Origin of the sequence: Dactylosporangium sp. NPDC051541, assembly GCF_044454505.1 — a bacterium.
Classification (GTDB): Bacteria; Actinomycetota; Actinomycetes; order Mycobacteriales; family Micromonosporaceae; genus Dactylosporangium.
In genome coordinates this window covers 28,629-52,219 of record NZ_JBITDU010000003.1, presented here as the reverse complement: position 1 = coordinate 52,219, position 23,591 = coordinate 28,629, and the positions used below count along the sequence as shown (strand labels likewise).

Annotated in this window: 19 protein-coding genes; 7 read left to right on the top strand and 12 right to left on the bottom strand. The window is 71.6% G+C overall.

Translation table 11 applies throughout. The features are described 5' to 3' along the window. Window positions 1-29: 29 nt before the first annotated feature. The 5 genes from ACIA8L_RS14315 to ACIA8L_RS14295 form a co-directional block, all read right to left on the bottom strand. Window positions 30-1,220, bottom strand: a complete 1,191-nt coding sequence (locus ACIA8L_RS14315; RefSeq protein WP_395904316.1) for a hypothetical protein — start codon at window positions 1,218-1,220, stop codon at window positions 30-32. Continuing rightward, on the bottom strand, window positions 1,220-1,615 hold the full coding sequence (locus ACIA8L_RS14310; RefSeq protein WP_395904314.1) for a hypothetical protein: 396 nt from the start codon (window positions 1,613-1,615) through the stop codon (window positions 1,220-1,222). Before ACIA8L_RS14310 ends, ACIA8L_RS14315 begins: the two co-directional genes overlap by 1 nt. 274 nt (window positions 1,616-1,889) lie before the next feature. After that, window positions 1,890-2,453 carry a hypothetical protein gene (locus tag ACIA8L_RS14305; RefSeq protein ID WP_395904312.1) on the bottom strand — a complete coding sequence of 188 codons (564 nt, stop codon included), beginning with the start codon at window positions 2,451-2,453 and terminating at the stop codon, window positions 1,890-1,892. Window positions 2,454-2,765: 312 nt separating this feature from the next. Further along, window positions 2,766-3,476 carry a CPBP family intramembrane glutamic endopeptidase gene (locus ACIA8L_RS14300; protein ID WP_395904310.1) on the bottom strand — a complete coding sequence of 237 codons (711 nt, stop codon included), beginning with the start codon at window positions 3,474-3,476 and terminating at the stop codon, window positions 2,766-2,768. 122 nt (window positions 3,477-3,598) lie between these two features. Continuing rightward, window positions 3,599-4,861, bottom strand: a complete 1,263-nt coding sequence (locus tag ACIA8L_RS14295; RefSeq protein ID WP_395904308.1) for an Ig-like domain-containing protein — start codon at window positions 4,859-4,861, stop codon at window positions 3,599-3,601. 421 nt (window positions 4,862-5,282) lie between these two features. Between ACIA8L_RS14295 and gltB the strand changes: the two genes are divergently transcribed. The 6 genes from gltB (at window position 5,283) to ACIA8L_RS14265 (ending at window position 14,937) form a co-directional block, all read left to right on the top strand. After that, a complete protein-coding gene (gene gltB, locus ACIA8L_RS14290) occupies window positions 5,283-9,824 on the top strand; it encodes a glutamate synthase large subunit (RefSeq protein WP_395904306.1) in 4,542 nt (1,513 codons plus the stop codon). Next, window positions 9,817-11,292 (top strand): glutamate synthase subunit beta, encoded by a 1,476-nt coding sequence (locus tag ACIA8L_RS14285; protein ID WP_395904304.1) that lies wholly within the window; start codon window positions 9,817-9,819, stop codon window positions 11,290-11,292. The genes gltB and ACIA8L_RS14285 overlap by 8 nt, the downstream gene beginning before the upstream one ends. Window positions 11,293-11,382: 90 nt before the next feature. Continuing rightward, the gene (locus ACIA8L_RS14280) at window positions 11,383-12,261 is read left to right on the top strand and encodes a neutral zinc metallopeptidase (protein WP_395904302.1); all 879 of its coding nucleotides are present in this window, start codon (window positions 11,383-11,385) and stop codon (window positions 12,259-12,261) included. Between the two features lie 68 nt (window positions 12,262-12,329). Next, on the top strand, window positions 12,330-12,665 hold the full coding sequence (locus ACIA8L_RS14275) for a hypothetical protein (RefSeq protein WP_395904301.1): 336 nt from the start codon (window positions 12,330-12,332) through the stop codon (window positions 12,663-12,665). Then, window positions 12,665-13,870: a hypothetical protein gene (locus tag ACIA8L_RS14270; protein WP_395904299.1), complete on the top strand. Its 1,206-nt coding sequence runs from the start codon at window positions 12,665-12,667 to the stop codon at window positions 13,868-13,870. The genes ACIA8L_RS14275 and ACIA8L_RS14270 overlap by 1 nt, the downstream gene beginning before the upstream one ends. Before the next feature lie 26 nt (window positions 13,871-13,896). Then, window positions 13,897-14,937 (top strand): S8 family serine peptidase, encoded by a 1,041-nt coding sequence (locus ACIA8L_RS14265; protein ID WP_395904297.1) that lies wholly within the window; start codon window positions 13,897-13,899, stop codon window positions 14,935-14,937. A 27-nt stretch (window positions 14,938-14,964) separates the two neighbouring features. Here ACIA8L_RS14265 and ACIA8L_RS14260 read toward each other — a convergent pair whose 3' ends face one another. Beyond that, window positions 14,965-16,254 carry a hypothetical protein gene (locus tag ACIA8L_RS14260; protein ID WP_395904295.1) on the bottom strand — a complete coding sequence of 430 codons (1,290 nt, stop codon included), beginning with the start codon at window positions 16,252-16,254 and terminating at the stop codon, window positions 14,965-14,967. 105 nt (window positions 16,255-16,359) lie between these two features. Here ACIA8L_RS14260 and ACIA8L_RS14255 point away from each other — a divergent pair, with 105 nt between their 5' ends. Then, entirely contained in the window at window positions 16,360-16,695 is a 336-nt protein-coding gene (locus tag ACIA8L_RS14255; protein ID WP_395904293.1) for a PadR family transcriptional regulator, read from the top strand. A gap of 304 nt (window positions 16,696-16,999) precedes the next feature. Here ACIA8L_RS14255 and ACIA8L_RS14250 read toward each other — a convergent pair whose 3' ends face one another. Genes ACIA8L_RS14250 through ACIA8L_RS14225 form a run of 6 tightly spaced genes read right to left on the bottom strand, consistent with a single transcriptional unit; the run spans window position 17,000 to window position 23,420 of the window. After that, complete coding sequence (locus tag ACIA8L_RS14250) at window positions 17,000-17,677, bottom strand: permease prefix domain 1-containing protein (RefSeq protein WP_395904291.1); 678 nt, start codon at window positions 17,675-17,677, stop codon at window positions 17,000-17,002. Between the two features lie 28 nt (window positions 17,678-17,705). After that, on the bottom strand, window positions 17,706-17,909 hold the full coding sequence (locus tag ACIA8L_RS14245) for a hypothetical protein (RefSeq protein WP_395904289.1): 204 nt from the start codon (window positions 17,907-17,909) through the stop codon (window positions 17,706-17,708). Further along, a complete protein-coding gene (gene cydC, locus ACIA8L_RS14240; RefSeq protein ID WP_395904287.1) occupies window positions 17,906-19,588 on the bottom strand; it encodes a thiol reductant ABC exporter subunit CydC in 1,683 nt (560 codons plus the stop codon). The genes ACIA8L_RS14245 and cydC overlap by 4 nt, the downstream gene beginning before the upstream one ends. 37 nt (window positions 19,589-19,625) lie before the next feature. Further along, the gene (gene cydD / locus ACIA8L_RS14235) at window positions 19,626-21,218 is read right to left on the bottom strand and encodes a thiol reductant ABC exporter subunit CydD (protein WP_395906259.1); all 1,593 of its coding nucleotides are present in this window, start codon (window positions 21,216-21,218) and stop codon (window positions 19,626-19,628) included. Between the two features lie 58 nt (window positions 21,219-21,276). Then, the gene (locus ACIA8L_RS14230) at window positions 21,277-22,167 is read right to left on the bottom strand and encodes a cytochrome d ubiquinol oxidase subunit II (protein ID WP_395904285.1); all 891 of its coding nucleotides are present in this window, start codon (window positions 22,165-22,167) and stop codon (window positions 21,277-21,279) included. Beyond that, entirely contained in the window at window positions 22,164-23,420 is a 1,257-nt protein-coding gene (locus tag ACIA8L_RS14225) for a cytochrome ubiquinol oxidase subunit I (protein WP_395904283.1), read from the bottom strand. The genes ACIA8L_RS14230 and ACIA8L_RS14225 overlap by 4 nt, the downstream gene beginning before the upstream one ends. Between the last annotated feature and the right edge of the window lie 171 nt (window positions 23,421-23,591).

Here is a 23,591-nt window from a genome sequence, read left to right as displayed (position 1 = left end):
GGAGACAGCCGACCGGCGAAGCGAGACGGTCAACGGTCGATCCCCAGTACGCCCGGACCCGGATCGTGATGCGCTTCCGGCGGCGGCTCGATGACAGGCGGCACACCCTCGCGAACGGCCCATACCGCATTGGTCTCCGAGGCGCTTCGGCTCGAGCGTCGTCGCTCGATGTAAGCCTCGTATGATCGATCGCGATATCCGCCAGCGGCACCGGCACCACTACGAAGCTCGACGGAGTCCGACGGAGGAGCTGACCGCGCGGACGGCCTGCGCCGACCAGCCGGAGCAGAGCCTGTGCGGTGACCGACGCCCGTCGCCGGAAATGGCGTCGACTGACCCGCCGCAGTATTCGCGGAACGCGGGGCACTGATCACGCCACCTGGTCCGACGACGCCTGGACGAAGGGGAACGGCTTCAGGAGTGGCCGGTGCCGAGCCACTGTTTCCACGAACTGCCCTTATCACCCCATCAGGCCAAGCCAGCCCTCGCTCCGTCACATCGCTTGCGAGCGGTGCCGTCCGAACGCCCGGATCTCGCGCCAAACTCAATCCGACATCGGGAGTTCCGGCCTCCGGTTGCGAGATGTCAACCGGCGTAGATGGCGGCGGCGGATCGAACACCGGCGTCGGCAACGCCCTCGACCCGTTGCCACCGGTTCCGACTGTCGATTGCCCTGTGCCGCTAAGTCCGGCGTTTCCGCTCAGCGAAACGTCCGATTCCTGCTCGTCAAATCGCCGGTAGTGCGGCGGAACAGAGTTGATCTTTTCGGCCGCACCGATGATCCGCGCGTCGGCGGCCATCAAAACCGCACGCCCCTGCTGGTCCTGTTCCGCGTTCTTGGCGTTACTGACCACGAGGCCCGGACCTGGTTCGCGGGAGTACTTCGCCATCAACGACTCCAGCTGGCGCCGCGCATCCCGCACCGCGGCGAACGCCTCATCGACGCCGATGCACATCCGATTCGCCGCACCCGCGGTCTGCGTCATCACGTCGATCATGTCGTTGATGCGGTCGACGAAGGCGGCTGCGGCTTCGCTGCGGTCTGGGGGCCAGCCCTCCGTCAGGCGGTCGCGGTGGGTTCTGAGGTCGTTGCGCTGTTGCTCCAACGCCGTGCGTAGGCGGTTCAGGGTGTTGACGTGGGTGAAGCCGGACTCCGGGTCCTCGTCCTTCAGGATTTTCCACAGGTCTGGGAGGCGGTACGCCTTGTATGACTCGGGCATCAGAGTGGCCGGCCGGTTTTGGGGTCGGTTGGGTTGCTGGTCGCTGTCACGGTTGCTCGTGCGGTGGCCAAGGCGCCGGTCACCTGGGTGGCGGTCAGGGTGTCGGCGGTTTCGTAGGCTTCCGCGATGGTGTGTGCGGCCTCGGTCAGGACGGCGCCGTTGTGGAGTAGGACTTCCAGCAAGTCGTACAAATCCCGCAGCCGGGCGATGTAGTCCTTGGCTGTCTGCTGGACCTCGCTGTTGACCGCTCGCAGGCCGAAGGTCGGTGTGGCGGAGAAGAGGTGCAGGGTTTGGATCTTTTCGGCGGACAGGTGGACGTCCAGGTCGTGCTGGAAGTCTGAGCCGAAGGTGTGTACTGCCGCCGGGTCGGCCACGAAGCCGGAATGATCACCCATCGCGTCCTCCCCGCCACCGTGCGCACCGCGCACTGTGACCGTATCGAAGGACTTCGGCGCCCAGGGTCCCCGAGCGCCGATCCTCAAGAAGACGCAAAACGGCCAAAAAGCCCGACCGGCCAAAAGCCGGACCGGCCAAAAGCCGGACCAGCCAAAAGCCCGACCGAGCAAAACGGCCGACCGAGCAAACAGCCGACCGCCAAAACAGCCGACCGAGCAAGACAGCCGACCGCCCAAAGCGGCCGACGGAAAGACGGCCGACCGACCAGGCGGCTCAGGCAGCCGGATCCTCCGACTTCTCCTTGTTCTTCTGGACCTTGCTGATGACGTCGTGCAGAGGCTTGGTGCCGCTGCCCACCACCACGCCCGTGATGATGGCGTCGATCCAGACCGGGATGCCCTGCCAGCCGTCGCCGGCGATTGAGTGCAGCAGGTACAGGCCGCCCGAAGCCGACGCGACCGTGGCCAGGGCAACCGCAATGCCCCAGGAGATTAGGCCGCGGTCGGCTCGGCCACGGTCCACCATGGACTTGGCGTGGGCCACCTGGATCAGGTCGTCCAGTGTGGCGTCGTGGTACTTGTTCGCCATGTTCGCGACGGCCTTCTCCAGTTCGCCCTTCGCGTGCTGGCCGGGCATGAAGCGGGCGAACGGTTCCAGGACCCGTTCGACGGCGGTGGCGAAGGCGAAGAGGACGCCGAACAGGGCGGTGGCGTCCGGGAGGTGGATCTCGTCGGCGTTGACGCCGTAGTGGTACAGGGCCCAGGAGCCGGCGCCGCCCAGGGCGACCAGGACGAACGCTACGGCCAGGGAGCCCAGGCTGGCCGGCTGGGTGGTCACCGCGGCCGCTTCCCCGCCCGGGGACGGCGGGGGGACGTCCGGGCCCACGCTGACGGCGGCGCCGATCTCGGCGGCGGGCGCGGCGGGCTGCGCCGGAATGCGCTGCGTGGCCTCCTGATCGACCGGAGACGGAGAAGCCGGAGACGCGGGAGACGCGGGAGACGCGGAAGACGCGGGAGACGCCGGAGGGATAGCCAAGGAGGACGGTGCGACCGTGGCCGCGGCCACGACCCGGTTGCTGGTGTTGCCCAAGACAGATGTGCGCCGGACCAGTGCCATGCGCGAGAGGCTAGCGCCCGTCGATGGGTGGGCTCATTCGGGGATCGGGGAGCCGACAGTCGCCGGCTCGGAGTACCGGATCAGCGCGAAGGGGGCCAGGTCGACGGCGGTGTGGACGAGCATCGGCAGGAGCAGGCTGCCGCTGAAGAGGTACAAAATCGTGGCACAGGCTCCGAAGACGGTGGTGCCGGCCACGCCGATCCAGCCTTGATAGAGGTGGCCCAGGCCGAAGAACAGGCTCACCGCCAGGGTCGCCAGCCACAGGTTGAGGTGCAGGACGCCGACGGCGAAGGCCAGGAAGGCGCCGCGGAAGACGAGCTCCTCGCAGATGCCGGCGGTGAAGGCGGTGGCGGTGCCCCACAGACGCTCACGACCGTTGCGGGGCAGGAGAAACGCGATTCGTGGAGAAGCGACCACGCCGCGGCGGCCGCGATACCCGAGGGCGGCCACGAACATCGCGAACGCGACGAGCGCGAAGAGCAGCCCGGCGAGCGACGGCACCGACAGACCGTAGTCGGCCGGTCGCAGGAGTGGATCGGTCCACAGTGGTGTCAGCGCCACGATTGCCAACAGCCACCAGCTCATGACGTACCGTCGATGGAACCGAATTCGGCCGTCAGGCCGCGACTCGATCTCCGCCCGGCGGCGGGCGACCGTGCCTCGCGAGCGGGCGATGCGCACCACGAACCAGGCGGCCAGCAGCGCCACGACGGTCGTGCCCACGGGGCCGAAGTTCGGATGCACGCCGACCATCCTGCAACAGCGAAGAGGCCGCCGTCTCGCGACGGCGACCCCTTCGAACGATGTAGCTGCCCTAAAAAACGATGTAGCTGCCCTCAAACTTGAACGATGAAGCTGCCCTGGAACTAAGCCGAAGCCGACGCCGAAGGAACGGCCGAGGTCGAGGTCGAGGGGATGACCTCAGCGGCCGGCGGCGGGAGTGCGCTGCCCTTCACGTACTCGTCCCAGGGCTTGTCCCAGTCGGTCCAGCCGTTGGCCCAGGCGAGCTTGCGGGTCGTGTTCTTCACGATCACGACGTCGCCGATCTTGGTCAGGTTGTACAGGTACTTCGCGTTGCTCTCGGAGACGTTGGTGCAGCCGTGCGACACGTTGCGCTTGCCCTGGTCACCGACCGACCACGGAGCGGAGTGGATGTACTCCCCGCCACTGGTCATGCGCTGCGTCCAGTAGACGGTCTCGCGGTACGGGTCGTCCGGGTCCGTGCCGACGAACAGCTCGGACTCGTTCTTGTCCATGACCACCATGTTCCCGCTGGACGAGGGGGTCTTGGCCTTGCCGAGGCTCACCGGCATCGTCTTGATGACCTGACCGTTCTGCTCCACCGTCATCTGGTGGGTCTTGTCGTCGGTCGTCATGACGATCTTGTCGCCGATGCTGAACGTGCTCGTGACGTCCTTGGAGCCCCAGCCGGTCTTCGTGAGCTGGAGGCCGCCGACGGCGAGCCGTACGTTGATCTTGGTGCCGGACTGCCAGTAGTCCTTCGGGCGGTAGTGCACTTCGCCGCCGTTGAACCAGTACCAGGTGCCGACCTGCGGCGGGGTCGCGGTGACGATCAGCCGCTTCTCCACCGCCGCCCGCATCTCGGACGGGACGCTGGAGCCGAACCGCACGACGATGGGCAGGCCCACGCCGTACGTCTTGTTGTCGGCGACCGCGGTCGAGACGTTGACCGTCTTGCCGGGCTTCGCCATGGTGGTGAACGAGACCTTCTTGCCGGCGGTGTCGCCGGCCGAGGTCACGGTTGCCGTGTACTGCGTGCCGTACTTGAGTTGCGAGCCGGGAATCCACGACTTCCCGTCGGCACTGACCCCGCCGGCCACCGCGGCCCCCGAGGCGTCCGTCAGCGTCACCTGGGCGTTGCTGCCCGGATCGGCCTGCAGGGACAACTCGGTCGCGGTGGAGACGTTGTTCGCTCCGTCGGTGGGCGCGGCGAACGCCGCCTTGGGCAACTCTGCAGGGGACGCGGAAGCCGAGGGGCCGCCGGCACTGCTGTCGTTGCCGGTCCATTTCGGCTTGGCCGAGTCGTCGTTGCTGCTGCAGGCCGCAGCGAGAACGACGACGCTGGTCAGAGCGGCGATCGTGGCCAGTGCGCGTGCGGAGACTCCCATGTCCACACCTCCTTCATTGGGCTAGAGCATGCATCGGTTACGACACCGATGTATCCCGTGTTCATGCCACGCGGTTCAAAATGCGAGAGATCTTGCATCATCGTAGGAAGGCCGCTAGCACCTGACCATCCGTTCGTCAGACGTCTTCCGGACTCCAAGAGGTTGCGTGACAGTTGTGTAACGACCGGCGACCGGACCCGCCCGTGGGATTTGTCACGATCTCACGCAGTAGGTTCAGGCCCGTACGCACGGTACGTTGTGCGGCACAGCGGCAACATACGCGGCGGGCGCGCTCGCATGGTGGGGTACCGACTCGAGTACCGATCATGCAACTTGCGCCCGCTCTTCGCGTACACTGGCAAGACCGCTCCTTCAGGGCCGACGTTGTCCCGACTCGCAATCGATGACGTCAGGAGGCCCGATGGTTTTCCCCGGACCGCAGCAGCAGGGTCTGTACGACCCGGCCTTCGAGCACGACGCCTGCGGGGTTGCCTTCGTTGCCGATATCCACGGCCGCAGGTCCCACGATGTCGTGTTCAAGGGGCTCTCCGCGCTGCGCCGGATGGACCACCGTGGCGCCCGCGGAGCCGAGCCGAACACCGGCGACGGCGCGGGCATCATGATCCAGATCCCGGACTCGTTCCTGCGCGAGGTCGTCCCGTTCCCGCTGCCCCCCGCCGGGCAGTACGCGACCGGCCTCGCCTTCCTGCCGACCGACGACGCCGCGGCCGCCCGCGCGCAGCGCGTCCTGGAGAAGTACGCCCTGGTCGAGGGGGCGCAGGTGCTCGGCTGGCGGGACGTGCCGGTCGACGCCACCGACCTCGGCGCCACCGCCCTGGCCGCCATGCCCCGCATCCGCCAGGTGTTCGTCAGCGCGGAGAAGCTCGGCGCGCCGGGCACGGTCCTCGCGCACCTGGACCTGGACCGCGTCGTCTACTGCGTGCGCAAGCAGGCCGAGCGCGAGACCAGGGAGCGCGGGATTCAGCTGTACCTCCCGTCCCTCTCGTCCCGCACCATCACGTACAAGGGCATGCTCACTCCGGACCAGGTCGTGTCCTTCTTCCCCGACCTGTCCGACGAGCGCGTCGCCTCCGCGATCGCGCTGGTGCACTCCCGCTTCTCGACGAACACGTTCCCGTCCTGGGAGCTCTCCCACCCGTACCGGATCATCGCCCACAACGGCGAGATCAACACGATCCGCGGCAACCGCAACTGGATGGCCGCCCGCGAAGCGCTGCTGTCCAGCGAGAACCTGCCGGGCAACATCCGCCGCCTGTTCCCGATCTGCACGCCGGAGGCGTCGGACTCGGCGAACTTCGACGAGGTCCTGGAGCTGCTGCACCTCTCCGGGCGCAGCCTGCCGCACGCGGTCCTGATGATGATTCCGGAGGCCTGGGAGAACGACCCGCGGATGGACCCGCACCGACGGGCCTTCTACCGCTTCCACGCCTGCCTCATGGAGCCGTGGGACGGGCCGGCCAGCGTCGCGTTCACGGACGGCACCGTCGTCGGCGCCGTGCTCGACCGCAACGGCCTGCGCCCGGGCCGCTGGTGGCAGACCAGCGACGGCCTGGTCGTGCTGGCCAGCGAGGCCGGCGTGCTGGACCTGGACCCGGCCACCATCGTGGCCAAGGGCCGCTCCGCCCCGGGCAAGATGCTGCTGGTCGACACCGCGGCCGGGCGCATCCGCACGGACGACGAGATCAAGGCCGAGCTGGCCGCGGCCCAGCCCTACGAGGAGTGGCTGCACGCCGGCCTCATGGACCTCGAGCAGCTGCCGGAGCGCGAGCACGTCGTCTACACCCACGACTCCGTCCAGCGCCGCCAGCAGACGTTCGGCTACACGGAGGAAGAGCTCAAGATCCTCATCGGTCCGATGGCCCGGGCCGGCGCCGAGCCGCTCGGTTCGATGGGCACCGACACCCCGGTCGCGGTCCTATCGACCCGGCCGCGGCTGATGTACGACTACTTCACCCAGCTCTTCGCCCAGGTCACCAACCCGCCGCTGGACGCGATCCGCGAGGAGCTGGTGACCAGCGTCGCGGCCACCATCGGCCCGGAGGGCAACCTGCTGCGGCCGGGCCCGGCCTCGTGCCGGCAGATCGCGCTGCCCTACCCGGTCATCGACAACGACGACCTGGCGAAGATCCTGCACATCGACGAGGACGGCGACCTGCCGGGCTTCAAGGCGGTCCGGGTCTCCGGCCTCTACCCGGTGCGCGACGGCGCCACCGGCCTGAAGCGGCGCCTGGTCGAAATCATGCGCGGCGTCTCCGAGGCCATCGAGGACGGCGTGCGCATCCTGGTGCTCTCCGACCGCGACTCGACCGCCGACCTCGCCCCGATCCCGTCGCTGCTGCTCACCGCCGCGGTGCACCAGCACCTGGTCCGCGAGCAGACCCGCACGCAGGTGTCGCTGGTCGTCGAGTCCGGCGACTGCCGGGAAGTGCACCACGTGGCCCTGCTGTCCGGTTTCGGGGCCTCCGCGGTCAACCCCTACCTGGCCTTCGAGAGCGTCGAGGACCTCATCAGCACCGGCGCGCTGGCCGGTGCCGACCCGGACAAGGCGGTCTACAACTACGTCAAGGCGCTCGGCAAGGGCGTCCTGAAGATCATGTCGAAGATGGGCATCTCGACCGTCTCGTCCTACTGCGGTGCGCAGGTCTTCGAGGCCGTCGGCCTCGATCCGCGTTTCGTCGAGCGCTATTTCACGGGTACTCCGAGCAAGATCGGCGGCATCGGCCTGGCCGAGGTGCACGCGGAGATCGCCGCCCGGCATTCGCGGGCCTACCCGGCCAACGACGCCGAGCGCGCCCACCGGCGCCTCGAGGTCGGCGGCGAGTACCAGTGGCGCCGCGAGGGTGAGCTGCACCTGTTCAACCCCGAGACGGTCTTCCTGCTGCAGCACGCGACCCGCTCGAAGCAGTACGACGTCTTCCGCCGCTACACCGGCAAGGTCGACGAGCTGGCCGGCCAGGCCGGGTCGCTGCGCGGGCTTTTCGAACTGCGCACGGGGGTACGGCCGGCAGTGCCGATCGAGGAGGTGGAGCCGGCCGCGGAGATCGTCAAGCGTTTCGCGACGGGCGCCATGTCCTACGGCAGCATCTCGGCCGAGGCCCACGAGACGCTCGCCATCGCCATGAACAACATCGGTGGCAAGTCCAACACCGGTGAGGGCGGCGAGGACGTCGACCGGCTGCACGACCCCCGCCGCCGCTCCTCGGTCAAGCAGATCGCCAGCGGCCGCTTCGGCGTCACCACGGAATACCTGGTCAACGCCGACGACCTGCAGATCAAGATGGCGCAGGGGGCGAAGCCCGGCGAGGGCGGGCAGCTGCCCGGCAACAAGGTGTGGCCCTGGATCGCCAAGACCCGCCACGCGACGCCGGGCGTAGGGCTGATCTCGCCGCCGCCGCACCACGACATCTACTCCATCGAGGACCTGGCCCAGCTGGTCTTCGACCTCAAGAACGTCAACCCGTCGGCGCGGGTGCACGTCAAGCTGGTCTCCGAGGTCGGCGTCGGCACGGTCGCCGCGGGTGTGGCGAAGACGAAGGCCGACGTCATCCTCATTTCCGGACATGACGGGGGTACCGGTGCCTCGCCGCTCAACTCCCTGAAGCACGCCGGCACCCCGTGGGAGCTGGGGCTGGCCGAGACCCAGCAGACGCTGCTGCTCTCAGGCCTGCGCGACCGGGTCAGCGTCCAGGTCGACGGCCAGCTCAAGACCGGCCGCGACGTGGTGGTCGCGGCGCTGCTCGGCGCCGAGGAGTACGGCTTCGCCACCGCGCCCCTCATCGTCTCCGGCTGCATCATGATGCGGGTCTGCCACCTGGACACCTGCCCGGTCGGCATCGCCACCCAGAACCCGGTGCTGCGCAAGCGGTTCACCGGCGCCCCGGAGTTCGTCGAGAACTTCTTCTGGTTCCTGGCCGCGGAGGTCCGCGAGTATCTCGCCGAGCTCGGCTTCCGCACCCTCGACGAGGCGATCGGCCACACCGAGCTGCTCGACGTCCGCCCGGCCGTCGACCACTGGAAGGCCGGCGGCCTGGACCTCTCGCCGCTGCTGCACGTGCCGCCGCTGGCCGACGACGCCGCCCGGCGCCAGACCACCAAGCAGGACCACCGCCTCGAGCGGGCCCTCGACAACCAGCTCATCGCCGCGGTCAGCCCGGCCCTGGACGCCGGCGAGGCGGTCAAGCTGGACGTCACCGTCCGCAACGAGCACCGCTCCGTCGGGGCGATGCTCGGCGGCGAGGTCGTGCGCCGGGTCGGGGGCAACGGCCTGCCCGACGACACCGTCGACATCACGCTGCGGGGCGTGGCCGGGCAGTCCTTCGGCGCGTTCGTCCCGCACGGCGTCACCCTGCGCCTGGTCGGCGAGGCCAACGACTACGTCGGCAAGGGCCTCTCCGGCGGCCGGCTCATCGTGCGCCCGGACGAGCGGGCCCCGTTCGTCGCCGAGGAGCAGACCATCGGCGGCAACACGGTGCTCTACGGCGCCACCGCCGGCGCGCTGTTCATGCGCGGCCGGGCCGGCGAGCGGTTCGCGGTGCGCAACTCCGGCGCCCTCGCGGTCGTCGAGGGCGTGGGCGACCACGGCTGCGAGTACATGACCGGCGGCACCGTCGTCGTCCTCGGCCGCACCGGGCGCAACTTCGCGGCGGGCATGTCCGGCGGCGTGGCCTACGCGTGGCACCTCGACCGCGAGCTGGTCAACACCGAACTGGTCGACCTGCGCCCCGTTTCCGAGCCCGAGAAGCTGCGGGGGTACATCCTGGAGCACCTCGCGCAGACGGGCTCGGCGGTCGCGGAGCGCCTGCTGAGCGACTGGAGCACCGCACTGACGGAGTTCACCGAGGTCATGCCGCGCGACTACGAGCGCGCGATGGAGGCAATGCGGGCCGCCGAGGCTGCCGGCCGCGACGTGGATGCGGCTGTCATGGAGGTTTCCCGTGCCTGACCCGAATGGTTTCCTGCGCTACGAGCGGCGACTGCCGGCCCGTCGGCCGGTGCCAGTACGGCTGCGGGATTGGCGTGAGGTTTATCCACCGGCGTCCGACGAGCTCATCCGCGAGCAGGCCAGCCGGTGCATGGACTGCGGCATCCCGTTCTGTCACGACGGGTGCCCGCTCGGCAACCGCATCCCCGACTGGAACGACCTGGTCCGGACCGGGGACTGGGACTTCGCCATCGAGTCGCTGCACGCCACGAACAACTTCCCGGAGTTCACCGGCCGGCTGTGCCCGGCGCCGTGCGAGGCGGCCTGCGTGCTGTCCATCGCCGGCGGCCAGGCGGTCACCATCAAGCAGGTCGAGGTCGAGATCATCAACCGGGCCGTGGCGGCCGGGCGGGTCACGCCCCGCCCCGCGCCCGAGCGGTCCGGCAAGAGCGTCGGCGTCGTCGGCTCCGGCCCGGCCGGACTGGCCGCCGCCCAGCAGCTGGCCCGGGCCGGGCACGACGTCGTGGTGTACGAGCGCGACGACGAGCTCGGGGGCCTGCTGCGCTACGGCATCCCGGACTTCAAGCTCGAGAAGGAGCACATCGACCGGCGCCTCGAGCAGCTGCGGGCCGAGGGGGTCTCGTTCAAGACCGGCGTCAACGTCGGCGTGACCGTCTCCGTCGACGAGCTGCGGGCCTCCCACGACGCGCTGCTGCTCGCGTGCGGCGCGCTCGCCGCCCGCGACACCCCGGAGACCCCGGGCCGGGCGCTGCACGGCGTGCACCTGGCCATGGAGCACCTGGTCGAGTCCAACCGGGTCGTCGCCGGCAAGCAGCCGGCCCCGGCGATCACGGCCACCGGCAAGAACGTCATCATCATCGGCGGCGGCGACACGGCGGCCGACTGCCTGGGCGTCGCCCACCGGCAGGGTGCGGCATCGGTGCTGCAGCTCGACCAGTACCCGGTCCCGCCGGACGAGCGCGACGAGTCCCGCGACCCGTGGCCGACCTGGCCGTGGATCCTGCGCAACTACCCGGCCCACGAGGAGGGCGGCGACCGCGCGTTCGCCGTGGCCGTCACGTCGTTCGAAGGTGACGACGACGGCAACCTGAAGGCCGTGCGCATCGCCGAGGTACAGGTGTCCAGAGTGGACGGCCGGCGGGTCGTCAGCGTGGTGGAGGGGACGGAGCGGGAGTACCCGGCCGAGCTCGTCCTGCTGGCGATCGGCTTCGAGGGCACCGAGGAAGGCCCGCTGCTGACCAACCTGGGCCTGTCGCGCAACCGCCGCGGCGGCATCGACACCGACGCCATCTGGCAGAGCTCGGCGCCGGGCGTCTTCATCGCGGGCGACATGCACCGCGGCGCGTCCCTGATCGTGTGGGCGATCGCGGAGGGCCGCGCGGCCGCCGCGTCGATCCACTCGTTCCTGGGCGGCGACGGCACGCTGCCCTCGCCGGTGGCCCCCTCCGCGGTGGCCCTCTCGGCCTGATCGGCCGATCGGCGCTTTTGGCCCTATCGGCCTGAGGTGCGACTCGGGTGCGGGCCTGTTCGCAGGCCCGCCCCCGGGTACCCCTCGGCCATGAAATGGCTGGTCACCCCGGGTTTGGTTCTGCTCGCACTCTGCTTTTGGTCGACCCCCGCCCACGCCGCCGCCGCCGGTGGCACCTTCTCCGCGGACATGAACATCGCCGTCCGGGTCGCCGAACACTACTGGGGCCACAAGATCGTCGGCTTCCAGCCGGTCTCCAAGGTCGTCCCCTACACGGAGGACGGCGAGGTCCTCTGCGGCAGCCAGCCGATCCCCACGCAGAACGCCGCGTACTGCCCGGTCGGCGACTTCATCGCCTACGACGCCAAGTGGTCCGAAGAGATCTACAACACGATGGGCGACGCCTTCGTCTTCTACCTGCTGACCCACGAATACGGCCACGCCATCCAGCAGCGCCTGGGCATCTCGTACCAGTACACGATCTTCCAGGAGCTCAACGCCGACTGCCTCGCCGGCGCGTCCCTCGGCGACTCCGTCCGCACCGGCGACCTGGACCTGGAGACCGGCGACGTGCAGGAACTGAAGGCCGGCCTGGTCTCCGTCGGCGACCCGAAGGACGAGCCGTGGTTCCAGGAGGGCGCGCACGGTACCCCGGAGCAGCGTCAACTCTCCTTCTTCGACGGCTACGACAAGGGCCTGGACGGCTGCGGCCTGCACACCAGCAGCCTCACCCCGAAACCCCCCGTCGCCTCGACCCCACCGACCACCGCCCCGGGCCTCCCCGGCTTCCCGTCGACCACCCCGTCCACCCCCGACACCAACCCCTTCCCGGGCTCCACCAACCCGTTCCCGAGCACCACAACGCCGTACCCGGGCACCCGCAACCCCTTCCCCGGCTGGACCAACCCCTTGAACCCCACCCCGAAGTGGCCGTTCCCGATTTGCACCTTCTTCACGGCAACGGCCTGAGGCCCCCGAACCCACCCACACTCCGGTACGGTCGCGCTTGTTCGCCACACCGTGACGGGAGGGCCGCGATGGGTGATCACCAAGGCTTCCAGACCGACCCGAGGGCGCTCCACACCTTCGGCACCGACTTCCAGCACGACCTGGACGTCCACCTGGCCGCCGAAAAGCTCCAAACCCTGCACCTCTTCTCCGAGGCCGGCCTGTTCGGCACGCAAACAGCGAGCCCGACCGTGCACAGGGCCGCGGTCGACTACTACACCAAACTGATCCAGCTCTTCGATCTCCTGGACACCCTCATCGACGAGGGCGCGACGATGGCCCGGGCCGCCCACGACATCGCCGCCGCATACACCGAGGCCGACACCGAGTCGAGCACGGACCTGACCTCGAGGGCGGCCCGGTGATGCCGGACACCTACGAGACGTACCGGCTCCCGGACCTGTGGAAATCGATGGCCGCCGAGGACCCGGACTCCGGCTTCGCCCACGTCAACACCTTGAACCGCCTCCGCGTGGCGCTGGAGCAGCAACGCGACAACCTCCGAAGGCACCGCGACCGCCTGATGGAGGCCTGGCCCCCGGACCGAAGCGACGCCGCCGCCGCGTTCCTGGCCCGCATCAACGGCCTGCTGGACGTCATGACCGCAACCGCCGCCGCAACCAGCCGCATCACCACAGGCGTCGACGAGACGTACGCCGCCCTACGAGACACCCGCCGCCGCCTCGACGCCCTGATGACCGACTACCGCCACCACCCAACCGGCGCCGGTCTGACCGCCGCCCCCGCCGGGCGCCCAGACCTCGATCAGCAGGCCCGGCAGGCCTTCATCACCACCGACGCGAGAATCGTCCGGGCCTCAGCGCTCATCAACTCTGCCCTGCCCCAGCCGGTGATGTCCCCGGCCGACAGCACCGAGAGCGTCGACGCTGACTACGGGATCGCGCGTCTCGGCGCCCGGCCGTCGACCGGGAGCACGCAGTCGACCGTGCTCCCGACGCCGGTGTTCAGCCCGCCCGCCCCGGCCGGCACCGACGCCGACGGCCTCGGCGCGCACCTGACCGGCATCGACGCGGACAGCCTCGGCGCGCACGTGACCGGCGTCGACGCCGGACCGGTGCCGACTGGCCGGCCCGGGGACTCGACGGCACCGGCACCGCGGCCGAGCTTCTCGGGCCTGATCGGCGGACCGCCCGGAACCAGCCTCAGCCACCCGGCGCCCGCCCGACCCGCGCCCGCTGTCCTCGGCCCGGGCGGTGTGATCGGCGCACCGAAACCGCCGAGCCCGTCAGCAGCACCGGCGACGACGAGCGCAGCGGCGATGGGTGGAGCCATCCAACGCGGAGGCGTCGCCAAGCCCACGGCCCGGCGCCGAGCCGCTGCCGCCCCGGTCGCCGCGTCCGACCCGACCGGAGCCCGAGGCGCGCGTGGCGCGTCGGGCGACTACCGGGACCTCTCCTACGAGACGTACAGGGAGCGTCGACGCGCGGGCCGCAGCACCGCCGGCACAGATGGAGTGTGGCCGGTGCAGGAGGGCGTGCCACCGGTGATCGAGGCCGCGCCCGAGAAGCCCCACGACCCCGGCCCGGGCGTGGTGGGGATCGACCGTTGAGCCGGTGGCCGCGTCACGTCTGCGCCGTGCTGGCAGCGGTAACGCTCGTGCTCGCCACGACCCCGGCTCACGCCGACAGCATCCGTGACCGGGAGTGGCACCTCGACGCGCTCCGCATCCCGCAGGCACAGCGGCTGAGCCAGGGCGAGGGCGTGGTCGTCGCGCTCGCGGACACCGGCGTCGAGGACAAGCGGGGCGAGCTCACCGGAGCCGTGTCACCCGGGAAGGGATTCGGTGAGGGCAACGACGGCGACGGCCGCACCGATCGGATCGGCCACGGCACCGCGATGGCCGCCTTGATCGCCGGCCGCGGCCTCCCCGGCGACGGCGGCGTGCTCGGTGTGGCACCGCGGGCCACCATCCTGCCGTTGAAGGTCATCACCCGGGAGGACGGATTCGGGTTGCCGTCGCTGATGGCGGCTGGCCTCGAATGGGCGGTGGACCAGGGCGCCAAGGTGATCTGTATCGCCGCCCAGACCGGCGAGGACGAGCAGCTTCAGCAGGCCATCGAGCGTGCTCTGCGCTCCGATGTGGTTGTCGTGGCCGCTGCCGGAAACCGATCAGTTTCCAGCTCGGTGGCATATCCGGCCAGGCTACCGGGGGTGCTGGCGGTCGGCGGGACCGACAGCAGCGGTGGCCACGCCGACGTCTCGGCGAGCGGGCCCGAGGTCGTGGTCGCCGCGCCCGCGGTCAAACTCATGTCCGTGGGCCTGAACGGCCAGTATCGGCTGGGGACCGGGACGAGTGACGCGACCGCCATCGTGGCCGGGGTCGTTGCGCTCGTGCGGGCCAGGTATCCGGCGCTGACCGCGGCCGAGGTGGTCCACCGCATCGCCGCCACCGCGACCGACAAAGGCACGCCCGGTCGCGACGACGAGTACGGGTTCGGCATCGTCGACCCGGTCGCCGCCCTGACCGCGGATCTCCCGGCCCCGACCGCACCCCCATCCCAGCCGGCCAAGGAGCCGGGCAGCACAGCGGTGGGATGGGGAGTCGGCATTGGCGTTGGCGCGGTGGTCCTGGCGTTGCTGGTCCTAGGCCTCGTCGTGCGGCGGGTCAGAGGATGAGCGGCGGGTCAGAGGATGAGCGGCGGGTCAGAGGATGAGCAGACCGTCGGTCTGGCTGCGGTCGGACAGGCTGGTCAGGGCCGACTCCGCGGACAACGGCGGCAGGTGTGGCAGGTCTGAGGGCTGACCCCGCAGGATCTGGGTCGCGTGGTGTGGTGGGACGGCGCCGGTCGGGTACGCGCGGGCGCAGCGTTCGTCGACCGTGCCGTGGCGGGTCGCGAAGGCGGCCACCGCGTCCCACTCGGCGCACGGGGCGGTCGTCGGCAAGGTCAGGCCCGGCGGCTCCGGGAGGACGTCCACGGCCGTGTACGGTTCGCTGCCCGCCAGCCACCACGACGCCGCGCGGACGGCGGAGCGGAGCGGGAACTCGCACCAGTACGGCACCAGGCCGGCCCTGACCACGTGCCATGGGTCCAGGAGGCGGCCGCACTCCACGACCAGGCGGTTGCCGGTGCGCGCGCCCGCGCGCAGCCAAGAACGGTACAGGTCGGCCACCGCGCCGCTCAGCACGTCGGGGTGGCGGTAGAGGACCTGGCGGACCGGGTGGCCGTGCGCGGACGCGTAGCGGCGGAGGTCCTCGACCAGGGCGCGGTCGACGCTGCGTTCGCCGTCGCTGTCGGCCGGCGGGTCGCCGAGCACGGCGGCGTCGCGGCGGTCCAGGTAGTCGTCCGGTGTCAGGCCGGAGGCGCGGCTGCCGAGCTGGAAGGCGTACCCGGGCGGGCCGGAGACCGTCAGCCAGCGGCCCACGTCGCGGGTGACGATGATGGGCGCGCCCGGGCGCAGGCGCTCGGCGATCCAGTCCCGGTACGCGGCCGGCAGGCGTAACCACCGCACCACCGCATACGCGGACGCGGAGGCCGACCAGCCGCGCCAGACCGGGTCGTAGACCTGCCGCACCGCGACGTCCGGGTTCGCGGCGAGGATCGCACCCGCGCCCTGTTCTCCAGCCTGTGCCACGGCAGTGTTTTCCGCGGTGGTACTCCCACCGCCCGCGCCCCGCCGCACGACGTCCGGAGTCGCCAGCTCAAAGGCGGCCGGCAGCCACGGCACCCCGAGCGCGGCGGCGAGATGGAGCGCGGACCCGTGCGGCGAGCCGATGACGAGGCCCTGATAGTGCCCGGCCGGCAGCTGCGCCGTCAGCCACGACGCGACCGCGCCCGCGTCGACGGCCCCAGACTTCCCAAAACCCCAGACCACCGGCCGTGGTACCCCCCGCTGGTGCGCCAGCATCCGCCCGGACGCGATCGCCAGGGCCACCCCCAGCCCCGTCGGCCACTGCAGGTCGACGTCCCGCGCGGTCTCCGTCCGCCGCCTCATGCCGGCTCCCCCCAGATCGTGTGAACGCTCGGGTCCTGCCCAGGGCCGCAAACCCTAAACCCCGGCCATAGCGAAGCCGGTGCCGAACCCGTAGACTCGCTACACATGAAGGCGGACGCGCTACGCGGGCATCTCGACGCACTCCTGCTCGCGGTGCTCGACGGCGAACCCCGCCACGGCTACGCGATCATCGAAGCCCTGCAGGAGCGCTCCGGCGGCACCCTGTCGCTGCCCACCGGGACCGTCTACCCGGCGCTGCGCCGGCTGGAGCGGGCCGGCTACGTGGAGAGCGCCTGGTCGACCGTCGGCGGGCGGGAGCGGCGGACCTACCGGCTGACCAGCGCCGGGCGCAAGGTGCTGTCCGAGGAGCGCTCGGCCTGGCAGGAGTTCACGCACACCATCGGCGCGGTCCTCATGCCCCCACCGGCACCCGCATCCTGAAACCCACCCGCGCCCGCGCGTCCTGAGCCCCGGCAAGCGCTCATACCCCACCGCCGCCCGCGCGCCTCGAGCCCACGGTCCTCACGCGCCCCGCCCGCGCCCGCATCCTGAACTCACCCGCGCCCGCGCGTCCTAAGCCAGCCGGCACCCGCACGCCCTGAGCTCGCAAGCGCTCATGCCCCACCGCCGCCCGCACGTCCCGAGCCCGCGGTCCTCACGCCTCCGCCCGCGCCCGCATCCTGAGCCCGCACGCGCCCGCGCGTCCTGAACCCGCCGACGCCCGCGCGCACTGAGCCTGCGGTCCTCAAGCTCCCGCCGGCGCCCGCATCCTGAGCCCGCCGGTGAACTGCACGCACCGGATCGACTGCAGCCCGGCGTAGGCGAACGCGCCCAGGTTGAAGGTCATGCCCGCGATCAGCGGCGGCCACGTCGCCGCGCCCGGCCACTGGTAGAGGCTCAGGCCGAGCACCGCCGCCCCCAGCAGCGCATGCAGTGGCAGAAACGTCACCGCACCCATACCGACGATCCGGGTGTACCGCATGCTTCCGCGCGAGAACCCGAGCAGTGCCAGGACAGCGATGCCGGCCGCGACGAACGACGTGTACATGAAGTGGTCGACGAGCAGCCAGTAGTACTTCGTCACGTTGTCGGTCTGGCTCCACGGGCTGTCCCACCACATCAGCGGGGCCAGCACGTTGACGAGCGGCAGGGCCAGGGCGATCCAGGTCGCGGTCCGGCGCCCCTGCTGGACGGTGAGCTCGGCCTGGTAAGCGGGCGCCACCTCGGGCAGCGACCCGAACTCGGCGACCGCGCGCCGCTCGGCGGCCAGGTCCGGCAGCCCGTCATCGGCGAAGGCGAGGGCCGCGTCCTCCAGGCTGTGCCGCGCCTCCATGATCATCTCGGCACGCGCCCGTCGCGGCCCCCGCAGGGCCGCGGTCAGTCCATCGACGTACACGTCGATCGGGCGAACGGGTCTCGGCACACCCACGTCACCCAGAATCCCACAGCGTTCACGTCAAGGCCAGAAGCCCCGATATCCCCGGGACGATCGTCACCCGCCCGCCGCCGACCGCCACACCGTCGCGGAACCCGTCCAGGCCGACGCGGTGCGTCACGACGAGACCACGGTCACGGGACCCGCCGCCGACCGCCACGACGTCGCGGAAGCCATCCAGGTCGGCACAGCGGTGCGTGACGACGACGGCCACGGTCACGGGGCCGACACGAGCCCCGAACCGCCCGAGACGATGCTCACCCGCCCGTCGTCGACCGTCACGACATCGTCGAAGCTGGCCAGGTCGGCACGGCGGTGGGTGACGACGACCACGGTCCGGTCACCGGCGGCTTGCAGCGCGGTGGCCAGGACCGCGTCGGCGGCAGCCGGGTCGAGGCCCTCGGTCGGCTCATCGAGCAGCAGGACCGGCGGCGGGTCGAGGAGGGCCCGGGCGAGCAGGAGCCGCTGACGCTGCCCGCCCGAGAGCCGCCCACCGTCCTCGCCGACGAGCTCGTCGAGCCGTTCGCCGTACTCCCCCAGCCCGGCCGCGGCCAGCGCACCCCGCAGGTCGGCATCGGCGAAGCCGCCCCGGTCCAGCAGCAGGTTCTCCCGCACGGTCGCGTGGAACACGTACGCGTCGGCGAACACACCCCCGGCCACCTGCCACGGCTCAGCACCCTCGGGCCGCCCCTCGACCCGCCCGTCAACCACCCCGAGCCCTCCGGCGAGCACGGACAGCAACGTCGACTTCCCAGCCCCGCTGGCCCCGACCACCGCCACCCGCCGCCCGGCCGGCAGCGTGAGGTCAACATCGGTCAGCGCATCACGGCCACCATGCGGATAGCGCACCGTCACGCCCCGCAGCCGCAACGAGACCGGCCCCACCCACGCCCGCCGCTCCGCCGCCTCCGCCCCGGCCGCCGAGTCGACGCGCCCGCGCCCCACGCCACCGCGCGGACGCACGCGCCGCACCACGCCACCGCGCGGACGCGACGCAACCGCGTCGGACCCGGCCGCGTCGTCGACGAGCTCACGCACGCGTCGCACCGCGCTCCCGACGTCGCTCTGGCGCGCGGCCGCGGCGGCGAGCGGCACGACGACCTCGCCCACGGTCAGCGCGACGAGCGCGAGCACCGGCGCTGAGGGCCCGGCGACGAGGAGCGCGATGGCCAGGGCGCTTCCGGACGGTACCAATGCCGCCGCTCCTGACACGACGGCTCCGGCCGACGCCGCGCGGGACTCCAGCCGGGCCAGCCGCCGGCCGCGCGCGGACGCGTCGGCCAAGAACGAGGGCATGGCTCCGAACGCGAGCAGCTCGGCCGCGCCGTGCGCGATGTCCACAGTGGACTCGACGACCCGCGCCCGCGCGGTGGCGAGTTCGGCGCTGTGGCGGGTGAGGAGGCGGCCGAGCAGGGGCAGGACCAGGCCGGCTATGAGGAGCGCGGCCAGCAGGACGAGGGCGGCGGGGACGGAGACGAGCAGGAGACCGGCGACGGCGAGGGTGCCGACGAGCGCGGCCACGGCGGCCGGCAGTACCGCGCGGAGCAGGAGGTCCTGGACGGCGTCCACATCGGACACCACCCGGCTCAGGGCGTCGCCGTGCACGACGCCGCGGCGGTCGACCAGGGCGGCGAAGGTGCGCGTGCGCAGCGACGCGAGGACGCGGAGGACGACGTCGTGTCCGGCCAGCCGCTCGGAGTACCGAATCCCGCCCTTGAGCAGTGCGAACAGCCGGACCGAGGCGATCGCGACGGCGAGGGCGGCGAGGGGCGGCTGGTCGGCCGCGCGCACGATCATCCAGGTGGCGGTGCCGACGAGCCCGACCCCGGCGGCCTCGGTGAGCACGCCCAGCAGGCCCGCGAACACCAGCCGCAGCACGACGGAGCAGTCCAGCCTCACGCGGCCACCACCCGCAGGACGACGGAGCAATCCAGCCTCACGCGGCCACCACCGGGTGGCGGGCCTCGGTGAGGCGGCCGTCGACGGTCACGGTGCGGGTCGCGATCGACAGCAGCGCGGGGCGGTGGGCGACGAGCAGCGCGGTGCGCCCGGCCGCCAGCCGGGCCGCCGACGCGACGACGGCCGCCTCGCTGGCCGGGTCCAGGCGCGCGGTCGGCTCGTCGAACAGCAGCACGGACGCGTCCGCGCGCAGCCACGCCCGGGCCATCGCCAGCCGCTGCCGCTGCCCGCTGGACAGGCCGTGGAGGGCGAGATCCGTGTCGTACCCGCCCGGGAGCGCGCGCACGAACCCGTCGGCCTCCGCCGCCCGCGCGGCCGCGACGACGTCGTCGAGGGAACGCTCGGGCGCGCCGAGGCGGATGTTGTCGGCGACGGTGCCGGCGAACAGGTGCGGCCGCTGCGGCAGCCAGGCCAGCCGGGCCCGCCACGCGGCCAGGTCGAGGTGGCTCAGGTCGACGCCGCCGACGAGGACGCGCCCGGCCGTGGGCGTCGTGAAGCCGAGGACCAGGGACAGGACGGTGGACTTGCCGCCGCCGCTGGGGCCGGTCAGCGCGACCCGGTCGCCGGGCTCGATCTCGAGCGTGGCGTCGCGCAGCGCGACGACGTCGCCGTAGCGGACCTCGACCCGGTCGAAGACGATGGCCGCGTCCGGTGACGGCAGCCGGGGCTCGGCCGTGACGGTTGGAGCGTTTTCCAGTACGGCCTGAATCTCGGCCGACGCCGCCAGCCCTTCCTGGCTGGCGTGGAACTTCGTGCCCAGCGCCCGCAGCGGCAGGTAGGCCTCGGGGGCCAGGAGCAGCACCGCGAGCGCGACCCCGAGGGTGAGCCGGCCGTCGAGCAGGCGCAGGCCCACGGGCACGGCGACGAGCGCGACCGAGACCGTCGCGACCAGCTCCAGCACCAGCGCCGACAGGAACGCCAGGCGCAGCGTCCGCATCGTCGCGCCCCGGTACGCCTCCGCGTGCTCCCGTACCCGCCGCACGTATGCGCCCTCGCGCCCGAACGCGCGCAGCGTCGCCAGCCCGCGCACGGTGTCGAGGAAGTGGCCGCCGAGCCGGCTCAGCTCGTGCCACTGGCGCTGCGTGCGGGCCCCGGTGGACTTGCCGACCAGGATGCCGAAGATCGGGATGAGCGGCAGGGTGAGCGCGACGACGACGGCCGAGGCGAAGTCGGTGAACGCGAGCCAGCCGAGCGTGGCCAGGGGGACGAACGCCGACAGGAACACCTGCGGCAGATAGCCGGTGAGGTATCCGTCGAGGCCGTCGACCCCGCGCCCGGCCAGGGTGGCCAGCTCCCCCGCGCGCTGCCCGGCGAGCCAGGCCGGCCCTCGCCGCACGGCCGCGTCCAGCAGCTGCTCGCGCAGGTGCGCCTTGACCCCGGCGGCCGCCCGGCCCGCGATGGCGGTGAGTGCTCCTTGATGGAGACCGCGCAGCAGTACCGCCGCCGCCGTCACCACTGAAGCGAGCCGATCGAATCTTCCGTCCACCGCCGCGGCCAGGACGGTGGCCAGGCCGACCGCCTGCACCACGACCAGCACCGCGGCCACCAGCGCCGATCCGGCCAGCACCATCGCGTAGCGCCGGACCGGGCCGATCCGCAGGAGTCTTCTGTCCACGTGTCGCGCCGCCCTACCAGTACAGAGACGTCCGGCGCCGGAAGAGCCACCAGCCGGCGGCCTGGACGGCGACGAGCACCGGGAGCAGCGGGGCCGCGCCGAGTGCGAGCAGCCGCAGCGTCGCATCGCCGGCGGCCGCCCCGTCGACGGTCACCGTCGCGCCCGGGTCCAGCGTGGACGCTAGCACGCCCGGGAACAGGGCCGACGCGACCGCGACGACCGGTAGGGCGCACGCCACAGCGGTGAACTTCCGGTTGAGGAAGGTGGCCGCCAGCACCGCGCCCGCGCAGGCGAGGGCGAGGGCGGTGGCGAGCATCGGGTTGCGGATGTGGGCCGGCGCCGCGAGGTACCACCCGCCGAGGGCCAGCACCACGCCGCCGGCCGCGACCGGGCCGAGGACCCGCAGCAGCGCGAGCCGCAGGAAGGCCGCTCCGTGCGCGACGACGAGCAGCACGTTGGCGAGGGCGGTGAGCCAGACCTCGGGGGCCGTGAACGCGCCCGGGCCGTGCAGGATGACGCCGAAGATGAGCCCCCAGGCGCCGGCGAGGGTGAGCCCGGCGGCGGCGATGAGGGCGTCGAACCCGCCCCGGCGCCGGCCGCGGCTGCGCAGCTGGACCCCAGCGTTGAGCGCGGCCAGCCCGAGGACGGCGGCGATGACGGCCGGGTACGCGGCGTGGAACAGCTCGGCCTCCAGCCGCGGGAACGCGGCGATGAGCACGCCGACCGCGCCGACGACCCAGACCTCGTTGCCGAGGAACATCGGCCCGATCGCGTTGAGGGCGCCGCGCCGCGCGTCGTCGCCGCGCATCGTCGGCAGCAGCATCGCCACGCCCTGGTCGAGCCCGCCCAGGACGAAGTAGGCGACGAACAGCGCGCCGAGGATGCCGTACCAGAGGGTGCTCATACCCTGACCTCCTGCCGGTCCATACGCACGTCGCCGTCCTCCTGGCCGAACTCCCCGCCGGGTTTCGCGGCCGCGGCCCGGGCCAGCAGCCACCAGTCGACGAGCACCAGGCCGATCACCAGCGCCGAGAACAGCAGCGTGGACCAGCGCAGCGCCTCCGCGCTCATCGGCGACACGGCGTCGGCGGTGCGCAGCAGGCCGTAGACGGCCCAGGGCTGCCGCCCCTCCTCCCGCACGAACCAGCCGGCCAGCGCCGTCAGCACCGGGACCGGGATGAGGGCGGTGAGCAGCCACGACAGCGGCCGGGCCCAGCGCTTGCGGATGAGCGCGTCCTTGTAGGTGAGCACCTGGGCGATGAGCAGGATCAGGAACAGCAGGTTGGCCACCTGGATCATGAGCCCGAGCGCGACGCCGACGTTGTCGCTGACGATGTAGTCGCCGGGCCCGAACCGGTGCACCATCTCGGCCTGCCGCTCGACGGCTTTGGCACCGCCGGCCATCTTCATCGGCTGGCTGGCACCGATCCAGCCGAACTGCGCGTAGCCGAAGCCGATGGTGAAGAACGTCCCGATCAGCGCGACCCGGATGCCGAGCCGCAGCGAGAGCCGGAACAGCTCGTGGTCCTCGGCTCTTCGCCGGATTCGCCAGGCCGCGACGCCGGCGACGAGCACTCCCCCGGCGACCATGGTGGCCGCGACCGCGTGGACCAGGGCGAACCACAGCGCGCTGTTGGTGAGCAGGGCCGAGAAGGACGCGAGCCGGGCGGTACCGTCCTGATCGAGGGTGTACCCGACCGGGTGCTGCAGGAACGCGTTGCTCACCATCACCCAGAACGCCGACAGCAGCGCGGTCGCGGCGACGCCCCAGATGAGTGCCAGGTGCAGCCGCTTCCCGAGCCGCCCCCAGCCGAAGATCCACATGCCGAGCAGCGTCGATTCGAGCACGAACGCGATGAGCGTCTCCAGCGCGAGCGGCGCACCGAAGACGTCCCCGGTGAGCTTCGACAGTCCGCCCCAGTTGAGCCCGATCTCGAACTCCATGACGAGCCCGGTCGCGATCCCGACGGCGTAGTTGATCGCGTACAGCTGCCCCCAGAACCGGGCCATCCGCCCGTACACGTCCCGCCCCGTCACCACGAACCGCGTCTGCATGACGGCGACGAGCACGACCAGGCCGAGCGTGACCATGACGAACGTGAAGTGCAGCGAGGCGGTGAGCCCGAACTGCGTCCGCGCGAAGTCCAGCGCGCTCATACGTTGCCCCCCGACATGTACCCGACCAACATGTCGACAGACTACATGTAGACGCGCACGACGAACAGCACGCCGGTGTCAGGGTTCGTGTCAGGGCACTGACCGGCCCGTGTCAGTCGCGCCCGCATGGTGGTGGCACACAACGAGCACCGCTACGAAGGAGCGCCCGCC